Genomic DNA, 14164 nt, shown 5'->3' on the forward strand with positions numbered 1-14164 from the left:
GCAATAGAGTGAACAGTTTCACTCTATTAGCTACCGCCGAAGGGCCTCTGGCCCGCCACGCGGATCGGTTGTGCCTGAAAGGCAATAGAGTGAACAGTTTCACTCTATTAGCTACCGCCGAAGAGCCTCTGGCTCGCCACGCGGATCGGTAGTGTGCGACATGCAGAGCATGTCTTTGTTTATGTGTCAATTGCACCTGAAAGGCAATAGAGTGAACAGTTTCACTCTATTAGCTACCGCCGAAGGGCCTCTGGCCCGCCACGCGGATCGGTAGTGTGCGACATGCAACGCATGTCATCTTTTGACTTTGTTTGCTATTTCTAGATCGCCTGAAAGGCAATAGAGTGAACAGTTTCACTCTATTAGCTACCGCCGAAGGGCCTCTGGTCCGCCACGCGGATCGGTAGTGTGCGACATGCAGAGCATGTCTTTGTTGATGTGTCAATTGCACCTGAAAGGCAATAGAGTGAACAGTTTCACTCTATTAGCTACCGCCGAAGGGCCTCTGGTCCGCCACGCGGATCGGTAGTGTGCGACATGCAATGCATGTCTCTGAATGCTTTTATCAATTGCACCAGAGTATGATTAAAAAATTTTTTATCGCCTGCAACAACTAGCGGCGAATATCTGAGCTCAATAATTCTAAGATACTGCATAGCATTAACATGCAATATTAAAAATAATTCGGTACCTAAAGAAAGACACCACAAATACGGAGATAACACGTGTTTCCAAAAGCAAAATCACTTCTTGCAGCAGGACTAACGCTAGTTGCTTTGAGTAGCGTTCAAGCGCTAGCAGTAACACCTTCACCTCAAATGATTGAGCAATTCAAACAATTGCCAAAATCTGAGCAAGCCAAGTTGGCTAAACAGTATGGTGTCGATTTGTCATCACTTACTGGAGGCAGCAGTGCTAATGCACAAGTAACTAATCCTACCTTAGTGGGTGAGCGTAAGAGTGAAAAAGCTTGTGTAGAAAAAGACAGCTATTCAGCTAAACGGCAGTCAAACGAAGAAGGCCTAGTGTTTTGTGACGACACAAAAACCAAAAGTAAATTTGTCTTAAATGAAGACGGTGAGCTGGTAGTTGATGAATCAGAAGTCACAGATGCACAGCAAACTGAGAATGCTGAAAAAGCTAAAAAACTAAAATTATTCGGCATCGAATTATTCGCAGGTGAGCCATCAACCTTTGCACCAGTGTCAGACGTACCTGTGCCGTCAGAATATATGGTTGGCCCTGGCGACACCATTAATATTCAGTTATACGGTAAAGACAGTAACGACTATCAGTTAACCGTTCAGCGTGACGGTGCAATTCAATTCCCTGAACTCGGCCCTATCTCACTAGTCGGGTTAAGCTTTGCAGAAGTAAAACAGTTACTAAAATCTAAGATCAGTCATTCAATGATCGGCGTCGAGTCGAATATCAGTATGGGTGAGCTTCGTTCAATCCGAATTTTCATTGCTGGTGAGGCCTATAAGCCTGGTTCTTACACCGTTTCAAGTTTATCGACGCTTACACAAGCCTTATACATATCAGGTGGCTTAAGCGATATAGGTTCACTTCGTAACATTCAGCTTAAACGCAAAGGCAAGTTAATCGGTGCATTAGACCTGTATGACCTGCTATTAAAAGGTGATACCTCGCATGACCTTCGGTTGCAATCGGGTGATGTAGTATTTATCCCAGCCGCAAAAGCACACGTAAGTATTGATGGCGAAGTTAGAAGGCCTGCAATTTACGAGTTGAAGGGTAAAGAAACGCTAGCTGATGTAATTAATATGGCAAGCGGCATAAAAGCTACTGGTTACCCTCAAGCTATCGCTTTAGAACGATTTAACGAAAAGCACTTAAAAACAGTTTTATCACTTAGCTTAAAATCAGCATCGGATAAAAATGAAATCATAAAAGATGGCGATACCATTCAAGTTAAATCATCATCAGAACGAATCGATAACTCCATCGACGTAGTAGGAGCCGTTGTTCGCCCAGGGCAATATCAATGGAAGAAAGGCATAAAAGTCGCTGATATTTTCCAATCAATCTGGGGTGACTTAGAGGTAACTGCGGACTTAGATTACTCATTGGTGCTTAGACAAGCCAATGCACATGGTGATATCAAGGTTAAGCAGTTCTCAATTGGTAAAGCAATTAACAACCCTACTTCAGTGAATAACTTAACACTGCAACCTCGCGATCAAATTATTATATTCAAATACGCTGAAAGAGGTGAGCAGTTAGCACCTGTAGTATCAAAGTTAAGAAAGCAGACTCGCTTAGGTGAAGCTTCGCAACTTGTAGAGGTTAATGGTAATGTCCGCTTTCCAGGCGTCTACCCTATTGGTGACAAAAATCGAGTAACCGATTTGTTATCTGCAGCAGGCGGGTTAGAGGAAGGCAGTTATACACTTTCAGCTGAGCTAACACGTCAAAATGTAAACCCAGAAGTCGGTGTGTCTTTAGAGCACAAAGCCATCAACATTGGTAAAGCACTCAAAAACGATAATGCGAATAATGTAAAACTGCAGTCGAGAGACATCTTAACCATAAGAACACTCCCAGATTGGCAAGAAACACGTTGGGTAACAATACAAGGTGAAGTGCGTTTCCCTGGTACTTACAGCATCCAACGTGGCGAAACCATGGTGGATGTATTAGAGCGTGCAGGCGGTTTAACGCATGACGCATTTACTTTTGGTGCAATCTTCTTACGTGACTCAGTTAAAGCCAAAGAGAAAGAGCAAGTCCGCAAGCTAGCTGATGAACTTCGCCGAGAGATCGCAGCCAAAGCATTAACCAAAGACGGTGGTACAATCAGTTTCGAGCAAGCACAATTAATGCTCAATCAATTAGAAAATATTGAAGTAATTGGTCGACTGAGTATTGATTTAAGAGGAATTATTACAGGTGTTAAAGATGCCGATCTTCAGCTAGAAGCAAATGATGAACTGTATATTCCTTCAAAAAATCAAACGGTTTCTGTGATGGGCCAAGTACAATACCCGAGCACACACAGATATATAGCAAACGATACGTTCGATCAATATCTCGAGATGGCAGGCGGCCCACGAAAACGTGCCGACGAAAATAGAAGCTACATTCTTCGTGCCAATGGTTCGGTAATATTCCCGAACGAAACATGGTTCTCAAACGGGACACAAATGATGGCGGGAGACACCATTATTGTACCTTTAGATACGGAATATAAAGACACGCTTACAGTATGGCAACAAGTTACAAGTGTCATCTACAACAGTGCAGTAGCCGTAGCGTCGATTGCGAGAATTAATAACTAACCATTATACCAGCGAAGGCTGGTATCCAGAGACTTTATGCTTTTGTCTGTAATACCTTAGAAATCAGGTACACAGCGCCTTAAAACTTTTGACGGCACGCCTGAAAAAACAGGCATCCAGTAATTCAAAAATTTTGACGTTATACCATCGTAAGCCCATAATCTTTAAGACTATGACAAGCAAACAAAATGACATTATCAAACAGCTAAAAGAACTAGCAGAAAATAACGCAGATATAGCTGTACTGTGGCTCTATGGTTCTAGGGCTAAAGGCACTGAACATGAAAATAGCGATTATGATTTAGCTATCGCATTTAAAGACTTTAGCTTATCTAACGAGGATGCATATTTAAGACCAAACCTGTTAAAGCTCGACATAGCAACTGCGTTACAGTATCCAGAAGATAAAATTAGCGTAGTTGATGTTAACCGTGCTCCAGTATATTTAGCGTTTAATATCATTGAAACTGGGGTCGTGTTATACACTGACGGCAGCAACCGATTTTATACAGAATGTAATAGGGTGTGGAGTCAACTCAACTACTTACAAAAGGAAAATCGCCTTGAATAATACGCCAAATGATGACATTGGTTTAAAGGCCTATTTGATAGAAGCTAATAAACATAGCCAGCATTGTCTACACGAGCTAAATCATTTGACGAATGATTTATTAAAAACAGGTTTAAATACACGTGATTACTTGGCTGCGGAAAGATTGCTACAAATTTACACGGAATTATGTATTGGTTTAGCAAAACACTGCGTTAAGAAAATCCAAAGTGTAGCGACAAATGAAGCTTATGAATCGTTTCAAATACTGCATTCAAATGGACTTTTAACTATTGATGAACTTAATGAGTGGCGAAAAATTATTGGCATGAGAAACGGACTGGTACACGATTACCTTAACATCGACCTTTCAATCATCGAGCAAATAATTCGAAACAAAAAGTACATAACATTATCAGAGTTTGTCAACAAAGCCATTAAGTTTATGCAAACAAAAAGTGCGTAATTATGAGCATGCTATTGTCATGCTCGAATGCTTTAGTCGAGCATCAAGTGGCTTAAGCACTTGACGTTATGCTCGATAAATCGGGCTCCCAGCGACTTTAAGCACTTGCCGTCATATTTGAAAAACGGGCAACCAGCGACTTTAAGCACTTGGCGTCATGCTCGTGAAATCGGGCACCCAGCGACTTTAAGCACTTGCCGTCATATTCGAGAAAACGGGCATCCAGTGATTTTAAACACTTGTCGTCATGCTCGAGAAATCGGGCATCCAGCGACTTCAGGTTTTTAAGCTGTTAGCAATTAAGCTTAAAGCATTTAATATCTTTTAACCGTCAGACAACCGACTTTAAAAAAGAAAATATGGAAAACAAAACAAACCCACAGCTTCCACAAAACTTCGTAGCTGACGATGAAATTGACTTGAAAGAACTCTTTTCTGCTATTTGGCAGGGTAAATGGCTGATAACCGCAATCACAACAGTATTCGCTATAGGCTCTGTTATATTTGCGTTAATGCAACCAAACATCTACAAATCAGAAGCATTACTATCACCAGTGACAGAAAAACAAGGCGGGGGACTTTCAGCTCTAGCAGGTCAATTCGGCGGCCTTGCAAGTTTAGCTGGCATTAATCTTGGTGGTGGAGCAAGTGGTGATAAAAGCCAATTAGCAATCCAAATCCTAAAATCTCGTGAATTTACCAGTAACTTTATTCAAAAGCACAACATTCTGCCTGATTTAATGGCGGTTGAAGAATGGAATCGAACTGATAATTCCATTAACTATGACCCGAAACTATACAATTCAACCAGCCAGAAATGGGTTCGTGAGGTAAAGCTGCCAAAACATCCACAACCTTCAATGCAAGAAGCATATAAAGAGTTTTCAAAAATTTTAAGTGTAAATACAGCTAAAGAAACAGGAATGGTAACCATTTCAATTGAGCATCAATCACCATTCATAGCACAGCAATGGGTAAAATGGTTAATTGCAGATATCAACACAGAAATGAAAAAACGTGATGTTGAAGAAGCCAATAAAAGTATCAAATTCCTAGAAAGTGAACTGAGACAGACTAAAGTTGCTGATATTCGAAACGTCTTGTTTAATCTAGTTGAAGAGCAAACCAAAACCATCATGTTCTCAAAAGTGCGTGAAGAATACGTATTTAAAACGATTGATCCTGCATTAGTGCCAGAAGAAAAAGCGAAGCCCAAAAGAGCGTTGATTTGTGTTTTAGGGACAATGTTAGGTGGAATGCTTGGTGTAGGAATAATTTTAGTTAGATTTGCTTTTAATAAAAAAGAGTAAAAAGTTAGTCTATTGAGACTTTTTTTTCAAAAAACGTCTTTTCAAATAACTACAGTTAGATAACTTAAAATTACTGTCTTAAAATAAAAAAATGTCTCAGACTAGTTAAATAGTTTGAGGTAGGAAAGTGAATAAATTCAATTCTATAATGCTTGATGTATACAATATCGAGCTTAAATTTAACGATTTTGGAAACAAAGATGAAAATTTTAGTTACCGGTGGCGCAGGCTTTATTGGCTCTGCTGTTATTCGTCATATTATCAATAATACACAAGATAGTGTGATTAATGTTGATAAACTTACTTATGCTGGCAACCTAGAATCACTTGTAAGTATTGAAAACAATGAACGCTATGCTTTCGAAAAAGTGGATATTTGCGACCGTACTGAATTAGAAAGAGTTTTTAATCAGTATCAACCTGATGCTGTGATGCATTTAGCAGCAGAAAGTCATGTTGATCGCTCGATTACAGGGCCAAGTGAATTCATCCAAACCAATATCGTTGGCACGTATACCTTGTTAGAAGCAACAAGACAGTACTGGAATAGACTCTCTGACGGAGATAAAAAAGCCTTCCGATTTCACCATATTTCCACAGATGAAGTATACGGTGACTTGCCTCATCCAGATGAGCTAGCAGAGGGTGACTCAACAGATTTACCGCTGTTTACGGAACAAACGTCATACGCACCAAGCAGTCCTTATTCAGCCTCTAAAGCATCAAGCGATCACCTCGTGCGGGCATGGTTACGTACTTACGGTCTACCAACAATTGTCACTAATTGCTCTAACAATTATGGTCCTTATCACTTTCCAGAAAAACTCATTCCTCTAGTGATTTTAAATGCACTTGAAGGTAAAGCATTACCTATTTATGGCAAAGGCGATCAAATTCGTGATTGGTTGTATGTAGAAGATCATGCAAGAGCACTACATAAGGTAGTGACAGATGGAAAAGTAGGTGAAACCTACAATATTGGCGGGCATAACGAGAAGCAAAATATCGAAGTCGTAAACACGATATGTTCAATCTTAGATGTATTAGTGCCAAAAGAAACTCAGTATCAAGAACAAATAACCTACGTTAAAGATCGGCCTGGTCATGACAGGCGTTATGCAATTGATTCAAGCAAAATGAGCCGTGAACTTGATTGGACACCTGAAGAAACGTTCGAAACAGGTTTGAAAAAAACGGTTCAGTGGTATTTGGATAACCAAGGTTGGTGCAGAAATGTTCAAGACGGCTCCTATCAGAGAGAACGATTAGGGCTTTAGTTTTTCTTCATCACCTTCAATAATAATCAGTGTAATTTTAATTAGCACGTTATGACTGTAAAAATGAGCATAACGTGTGTTTTATTCAGCGTATTAAGTTTTGAGTGTGAGTACTCAAATTCAGGATTTTTCAATGAAAGGCATAATTTTAGCCGGTGGCTCAGGTACACGTTTATACCCCTTAACTCGCGGCACATCAAAACAGATGTTACCAATTTATGATAAGCCGATGATCTATTATCCAATATCTACGTTAATGCTTGCGGGTATTCGAGATATATTAATTATTACGACTCCTGAAGATAACGAAAGCTTTAAGCGTTTATTGGGTGATGGCTCTGATTATGGCATTCATTTAAGTTACGCAGTGCAAGATTCACCTGATGGTCTTGCACAAGCTTTTTTGATTGGTGAAGAGTTTATCGGGGATGATAATGTTTGCTTAGTGCTTGGCGATAATATCTTTTATGGTCAATCTTTCAGTCAGACACTATTAAATGCGGCAAGTAAAGAAACGGGGGCGACAGTGTTTGGTTATCAAGTAAAAGATCCTGAGCGTTTTGGTGTTGTTGAATTCGATGACAAAATGAAAGCAATTTCAATCGAAGAAAAACCGACACATCCGAAGTCTAATTATGCCGTTACAGGCCTGTACTTTTACGATAATCGAGTTGTTGATTTTGCAAAGCAAGTTGAACCTTCTTATCGTGGCGAGCTTGAGATCACAACACTCAACGAAATGTATTTAAACGACGGCACGTTGAGCGTTGAATTATTAGGAAGAGGATTTGCGTGGCTCGATACAGGTACTCACGAAAGCTTACATGAAGCATCATCTTTTGTTCAAACCATCGAAAATATTCAAGGACTAAAAGTCGCTTGTTTGGAAGAGATTGCATGGCGTAATGAATGGCTGTCTGATGATGAGTTACTTCTGATCGCAAAACCTATGATGAAAAATGAATATGGACAGTATCTTTCACGTATCGTTCAAGATAAAAAATCAAAGGTTTTGAAATGAAAGTCATTGTCACAGGCTCCAACGGGCAAGTTGGGTATTGTCTTGTAGAGCAATTAAAAGCACGCAAAGATATTGAATTATTTGCTTATGATCGAGAACAACTTGATATAACTAATGAGAAGCAGGTTAAAGACATTGTTTCTAATATTTTACCAAATGTAATTATCAATGCAGCTGCACATACGGCTGTAGATAAAGCAGAGAGCGAAGTAGAGTTAAGTTACGCCATTAATCGAGATGGTCCCAAATATTTAGCGCAGGCTGCTGAACATGTTGGTGCAGCATTACTGCATATATCGACTGATTATGTGTTCGATGGAGCGAGTACGATTCCTTATCTTGAGACCGATAAAACAAACCCTCAAACGGTATATGGGAAAAGTAAACTTGCAGGTGAGCAAGAAATAGTAAAGTATTGTTCAAAGTTCGCGATCATGAGAACTGCTTGGGTTTTTGGCGAGCACGGCAATAATTTTGTTAAAACTATGCTCAAATTGGCCAGAACCAGACCAGAACTAGGCATCATTGGCGATCAATTCGGTGGGCCAACATACGCAGGTGATATCGCCGCATCTCTATTGGTCATGATGGAAAAATTGCTTACTGAGGGAGCTGAAGTGGCAGGTTGTTACCATTTTTCAGGCAGTCCTCATGTTAGTTGGTATCAATTTTCGAGTGCAATTTTCGAGAAAGGTCAATCTTCAGATATATTGGAAGGTTTACCATTGGTCAACGAGATCAGTACTGAACAGTACCCTACACCGGCACCAAGACCGGCAAACTCAAAATTAAATTGTGACAGTATTTTCAGCATCTTTGGTATTTCGCCAAGTGATTGGAAAGCCGCATTAAATAACATTAAAGAATATAAGTAATCATTATAATGAAAGTAATCGACACAAGCATACCCGATGTAAAAATAATCGAGCCTTCAGTTTTTGGTGACGAACGTGGCTTTTTTATGGAAACATGGCAACAAAAAAAATTTGAAGAGTTAGTCTCGGGTAAACCTACGGCGTTCGTTCAAGACAATCATTCAAAATCAAAAAAAGGGATTCTCAGAGGCTTGCATTATCAAACTGAAAATACTCAAGGAAAGCTTGTTAGAGTGATTTCAGGTGAAGTGTTTGATGTTGCAGTGGATATTAGAAAAGATTCCCCAACATTTGGCCGGTGGGTCGGTGAGTACCTTTCAGCTGATAATAAACGCCAGTTATGGGTGCCCGAAGGATTTGCTCATGGATTTTATGTCACCAGTGAAGAAGCTGAGTTTGTGTATAAGTGCACCAATTATTATCACCCAGCATCTGAAATCACCATAGCGTGGAACGATTCGGACATAGGTATCGATTGGCCAACACAATCCGAACCATTCCTATCAGCTAAGGATAGAACAGGTTTAAATTTATATCATGCCATTAAACTGAGAAAGCTGTAACCCGTTCCATTCGCTTAAGAGTAATGTATGTTTCATTCGATATATAGAAGAATAAAACTAAAAATAGTAAGACATAAGCTAAAGAAAGAAGATGTTTTTACAGAGTCTTCATTTAATATAAATAAAAGTATATTTGGTGGTAATAATTATATTGGAAATAATGTTACTTTAATTGAGAGCAATATAGGAACCGCTACTTATATTGGAGATAACTCCTATTTTTTCAGAACAAGAATCGGAAATTTTTGCAGTATAGCTAAAAATGTAGAAATAATACGCTCAAACCATCCCGTTAAATATGTATCGACACATCCAGCCTTTCATAGAGGTAATCATGAGTTAATGAAAAAAATGGGTCTTGATTTCTTTGATGCAAAACTTCCTGATTATCTAAGCACGAATGAAAAAAACTGGGCTTGTATCATAGGGCATGATGTCTGGATTGGTGATGGAGTTCGTATAATGAACGGAGTAACAATAGGCAATGGTGCAATTATTGCCGCCGGTGCGGTAGTTACGAAAGATGTTGTACCATTTAGTATCGTAGGCGGCATTCCTGCTATCTTTATTAAAAATCGTTTTGAAGACAAAGTAATACAAAATATTCAAAACTCGCATTGGTGGTATAAGAGTTTGTCTGAGTTGAGAATCATGTCTAGTCATTTTTCTGATGCGGGACACTTCAAATGAAATATTTAACGATCTTTTCAGATTTTGATGATATGCATGTAAACAAGGATGTTGGAATAATAACTTGTTCTTTAGCCCGTAGTATGTCCCTTGAGCCTCAAGTATTGTCTTATAATAGTTCTTTCCAAGATGATATAGTTTGCGATTCTGGGAATATAGAGCATAGAGAAATAAAAAAATATGTTAAACAAGTTTCTCATCGAAAACTTGATATTAATATTATTATTTACATACTGTTAAATTCAAGAAATATCAGTTTGCTGAATTTATATCATTCTACTTTTGCAACACATATTTATACTATTATCTACAAAATAATTAATCGGACGGGTAAAGTCTATGTGAAGTTAGATTTAGATTTGGAACACGCTAAAAAAGACAATGGAATTTCTGGTAGTGGTATTAGAGGCTGGATAAAAAAAACAGTATTTAATTATTACAGAACTGTAGTCGATGTAGTTTCAGTAGAGGCACAAGAAGCTTATGACTTACTTTTAAATAGAAATACTTATAAAGAGAGTCAGTTTATAAGAGTCCCTAATGGGGTTAGCGATAAAAATTTAGAAGCGAAATATGGGATTGTAAATTATAAAGAAAAAGAAAATATCATTATAACTATTGCCAGAATTGGGACAGAACAAAAAAATAATGAATTGATGTTAAAGGCTTTAGAGCGTTGTGATTTGAAAGATTGGACATTCTTTTTTGTCGGTCCAATTGAAGTCGAATTTAACAACAACATTGAACGTTTCTATCTTCGTAATCCCCAGCTTAAAAGTAAAGTGAAGTTTTTAGGTTCAAAAGATCGTGCGGAGATTGTAAAACTCTACAAAAGAGCAAAAGTTTTTACGTTATCTTCTAATTATGAAGGGTTTCCTTTAGTATTTGCAGAAGCAGCATTTTATGGCTGTCATATCATTACGACAGAAGTTTCAGGTTCGGCTGACATTACTGAGCAAGGCGTTCTCGGCGATATAGTGCCAACAAAAAATAGCGATTTATTGAGTCAGGCCATTCAAAACGTAGTCAATGAAGATGTGAGCAAACAACACTTTGATGCGATTAGACATCATGCTATCAATAACTTTACTTGGGAAGAAATTATTCCTAAGTTAACGAAGAAACTGGTTGATGGTTAAAAAAGTAATTTCAAATACATTTACTTATATAATCGGTACCGGTGTTGCGCAGGTTTTTACATTAATATTCACATTAATATTAATGAAGCATCTTTCGGTTGGTGATTATGGAAGATATAATTTAATTATAACTTTTGTTGCGATATTTTCATTTGTCATCGATGGTGGTTTGACAGGTTATATCATAAAGGAATTTAACAATAAAAATTTTCAGCTAAATACCCCTTGCACTAAAAGAGATGAATTAATCTCAAATGCATATTTTTACCAATTTGCAGTAACCACCTTGTTAATGATTACTTATACCATTTCAGTGTTTGCTGTGGTCGAAAGTAGTTTGATTGCTAATTATTTAACTTTTGGGTTGTTGACCTTACTATTGGGCTTGGCTACACCAATATTTGCGTTATTAGTTGCGAATGAAAAAAGATATGTTATCGTAATTAAAGACATCATTACAGCTCTCTTTAGGCTTACACTTGTTTTTTTGATATTTAAGTTTTCTTTTAGTGCTTCAATGATTTATTGGATACCTTCTGTAGCTTTAGCAGTATCCATAATTGTAATTTTTTATTTTTTTAAACGTATCATAAAAGGTTTTAACGGTTTTTCAATTTTAGACACAGCAAGTGTTATTAATATTTTTAAAGCAGTTACACCATTTTTAATTCTTTCGATATTTAATGTTGTCTATAATAAAATCGATGTCCTGATGCTCAATAACTTATCAACTATTGATGAAGTAGCATTTTATGCAGGAGCAACAATTTTTGTCTACCCCTTTATGTTTATATGCTCTGCAGCGAGTTCTGCGATATTGCCTTTCTTTTCAAGAAGAACATATGGTGACGTGAGTGCGAGAAAGGATGAACAATTAATTTTCATTTTCATGATTGTACTGGGCGGCACGATATCGACGATATTATTCTTTAGCTCCCAATTTTTGTACACGAATTTGTTCGGGGGTAAATATCTACTTTCGTCCGAAGTGTACGAAATATTAGTCTGGTATTTATTGATTGCTTTTGGTTACACATCAATGTCGAACGCTTTGGTTGGTCAAGGTAAAATAAATATTTTAATTTATATGAATATCACCATGTTGGTGCTAAATGTCATATTAAATTACAAACTCATTCCTCTATACGGTTCTAGGGGAGCTGCATTTTCTACTTTGGTTTCCGAGGTAGTCATTATGGTTTTTTTGTGGTTGTTCATGAAGCTCAGGGGGTTGAATCGTGCATAGTTACTTAATTGTGATATTTAACGAGAGTGTTTTTGATACTCCAACGTATAAAACCCTAGTGAAAATGTTCACGGCTCACCCACATTCGGCGACCTTGTATGTTTGGGACAATAGCCCGTTAGCTCAACATCCAAAGGGGTTGGTTTCTGAAATTGAACAGGTTGAACTCGTATATTGTCACTCTCGTTTCAATGAACATCTTTCGGTCGTTTATAATAAGATCATGGCGCTAGCTTTTGAATGTGACAGCGACTACATGACTTTGCTCGATCAAGATAGCCATATCTCATCGAATTTTAAACAAAGCATTGACGACGCACCTAACCAGTATTTGTTAGTGCCTAAAGTGTGCTCTGATAAAACTGGTCAGATTATCTCTCCAAGATATCAGCAATATAACTATTTATTTAATCAATGCGCCATTGACTATTTAGATCCTCAGATATCTCCAGGTGAATTGAAGAGTGAGCACGTGTTTGCCGTTGGTAGTGGTATGACCATTAGTAAATCGCTTTGGCTTACGGGTGTCCGATTTCAAGAGACGCTCAGCTTTTATGGCGTTGATACTGAGTTTTGCTCTGATTATGCAAAACGCAATGAACACTTTGTGTTGTTAGCCTCTACGATAAAACATAATGCTTCCAACGAGCATGACGAAGGTTATGAAAAATTTAAATGGCGCCTTACGAAGTATTATGAGCATTGGCTGTATCAACTGATTAAGTATGTTGGAGTGCCCTCATCATTCGCCTCTTTTTATGTTCGATTATCATTAAAGTATATGTTGCTAAAAAATAAAACTAAACGATTTTTACGATAGTGTTAATGCTTTATTAACCTTAAAACTTATGGTGTAAATTTGTGTGAGCTTTCATGATAACTCTTTCCGTAATAATTCCAACTATAGCTAAAGATATTCGACTCTTAGAGAGGGCTATTGACTCTATTATAACAAATAGGAACATAGACATTGAGATTGTCATAGTAAATGATAATCGTAAGGCTTGTTCTTTATTAGAGAACCTTTCACAAAAATACTCGTCATATAATATTCATGTTTACCAAAACGAAGGCGTTAAAGGCGCTGGAGGAGCTAGAAATTTTGGTGTTCAGCAGGCATCAGGTGATTTAATAACATTTCTAGATGATGATGATTTTATTTTGCCTGGCCGTTTAGAACGTATGATAGAATGCTTTAATAAACAACACGCTGATAATATAATATTAGTATCTACTGGTCGAGTTTATGAATATAATGATTTCGAACGAGTAGAAGTGGTAAAAAAACAAATGTTTGGTACATTAAGGTTAACCGATATTTATATTCATAATCAGATAGATATTGGTTTTATGGTTAAAAGATCTACATTTTTAGCGATCAATGGATTTGATACGACCTTTAAAAATCTCGAAGATTGGGATTTTATTATTCGCTGTTTAGAGTTGGGCAATGCTTATAAGATAAAAACACATAGTTATATCGTTAAAAATGATATCAATACGCATCGAGTATCAAACAATGATTATATTGGGTTAAGTCAACTTGCGAATAAACACAGGGGAAAGTTCGGCGAAAAGTGGTTTTATAAAATAAAAACACAAGAATTACGTTCTTCAGCTAATTTAAATTTAATTGAAACAGCTAATCTTTTTTTTAAATTGAGAAGTTTTTATCCAGTGAAACATTACATATCAACTTTGTTACGACGCTCGTCATGATAAATA

The 14164-nt window shown here is 37.6% G+C and carries 14 protein-coding genes; all 14 read left to right on the plus strand.

The features are described 5' to 3' along the window. The first annotated feature begins 725 nt into the window (after positions 1 to 725). Positions 726 to 3302, plus strand: coding sequence for an SLBB domain-containing protein (locus JQC92_RS08625; RefSeq protein ID WP_338049503.1), 2577 nt, complete (start codon positions 726 to 728; stop codon positions 3300 to 3302). A gap of 172 nt (positions 3303 to 3474) precedes the next feature. Next, positions 3475 to 3873: a type VII toxin-antitoxin system MntA family adenylyltransferase antitoxin gene (mntA, locus tag JQC92_RS08630; RefSeq protein WP_204999267.1), complete on the plus strand. Its 399-nt coding sequence runs from the start codon at positions 3475 to 3477 to the stop codon at positions 3871 to 3873. Continuing rightward, positions 3866 to 4318, plus strand: a complete 453-nt coding sequence (gene hepT, locus JQC92_RS08635; protein WP_204999268.1) for a type VII toxin-antitoxin system HepT family RNase toxin — start codon at positions 3866 to 3868, stop codon at positions 4316 to 4318. Before mntA ends, hepT begins: the two co-directional genes overlap by 8 nt. 117 nt (positions 4319 to 4435) lie before the next feature. Next, positions 4436 to 4606 (plus strand): hypothetical protein, encoded by a 171-nt coding sequence (locus JQC92_RS08640; RefSeq protein ID WP_204999269.1) that lies wholly within the window; start codon positions 4436 to 4438, stop codon positions 4604 to 4606. A 71-nt stretch (positions 4607 to 4677) separates the two neighbouring features. After that, positions 4678 to 5628, plus strand: coding sequence for a Wzz/FepE/Etk N-terminal domain-containing protein (locus tag JQC92_RS08645; RefSeq protein WP_204999270.1), 951 nt, complete (start codon positions 4678 to 4680; stop codon positions 5626 to 5628). Between the two features lie 200 nt (positions 5629 to 5828). Further along, the gene (gene rfbB / locus JQC92_RS08650; RefSeq protein ID WP_204999271.1) at positions 5829 to 6905 is read left to right on the plus strand and encodes a dTDP-glucose 4,6-dehydratase; all 1077 of its coding nucleotides are present in this window, start codon (positions 5829 to 5831) and stop codon (positions 6903 to 6905) included. A 133-nt stretch (positions 6906 to 7038) separates the two neighbouring features. Then, positions 7039 to 7926 (plus strand): glucose-1-phosphate thymidylyltransferase RfbA, encoded by an 888-nt coding sequence (gene rfbA / locus JQC92_RS08655; RefSeq protein ID WP_204999272.1) that lies wholly within the window; start codon positions 7039 to 7041, stop codon positions 7924 to 7926. Then, positions 7923 to 8801, plus strand: coding sequence for a dTDP-4-dehydrorhamnose reductase (gene rfbD, locus JQC92_RS08660; protein ID WP_204999273.1), 879 nt, complete (start codon positions 7923 to 7925; stop codon positions 8799 to 8801). Before rfbA ends, rfbD begins: the two co-directional genes overlap by 4 nt. A gap of 8 nt (positions 8802 to 8809) precedes the next feature. Further along, a complete protein-coding gene (gene rfbC / locus JQC92_RS08665) occupies positions 8810 to 9364 on the plus strand; it encodes a dTDP-4-dehydrorhamnose 3,5-epimerase (protein ID WP_204999274.1) in 555 nt (184 codons plus the stop codon). 27 nt (positions 9365 to 9391) lie between these two features. Then, entirely contained in the window at positions 9392 to 10054 is a 663-nt protein-coding gene (locus JQC92_RS22565) for a CatB-related O-acetyltransferase (protein WP_239480481.1), read from the plus strand. Then, a complete protein-coding gene (locus tag JQC92_RS08675) occupies positions 10051 to 11193 on the plus strand; it encodes a glycosyltransferase family 4 protein (RefSeq protein ID WP_204999275.1) in 1143 nt (380 codons plus the stop codon). The genes JQC92_RS22565 and JQC92_RS08675 overlap by 4 nt, the downstream gene beginning before the upstream one ends. Then, the gene (locus JQC92_RS08680) at positions 11186 to 12439 is read left to right on the plus strand and encodes an oligosaccharide flippase family protein (protein ID WP_204999276.1); all 1254 of its coding nucleotides are present in this window, start codon (positions 11186 to 11188) and stop codon (positions 12437 to 12439) included. Before JQC92_RS08675 ends, JQC92_RS08680 begins: the two co-directional genes overlap by 8 nt. Beyond that, positions 12432 to 13259 (plus strand): glycosyltransferase family protein, encoded by an 828-nt coding sequence (locus JQC92_RS08685; RefSeq protein ID WP_204999277.1) that lies wholly within the window; start codon positions 12432 to 12434, stop codon positions 13257 to 13259. Before JQC92_RS08680 ends, JQC92_RS08685 begins: the two co-directional genes overlap by 8 nt. A gap of 53 nt (positions 13260 to 13312) precedes the next feature. After that, complete coding sequence (locus tag JQC92_RS08690) at positions 13313 to 14158, plus strand: glycosyltransferase family 2 protein (RefSeq protein ID WP_204999278.1); 846 nt, start codon at positions 13313 to 13315, stop codon at positions 14156 to 14158. Positions 14159 to 14164: the final 6 nt, after the last annotated feature.

This window comes from Parashewanella hymeniacidonis (assembly GCF_016900895.1).
Taxonomy (GTDB): Bacteria; Pseudomonadota; Gammaproteobacteria; order Enterobacterales; family Shewanellaceae; genus Parashewanella; species Parashewanella hymeniacidonis.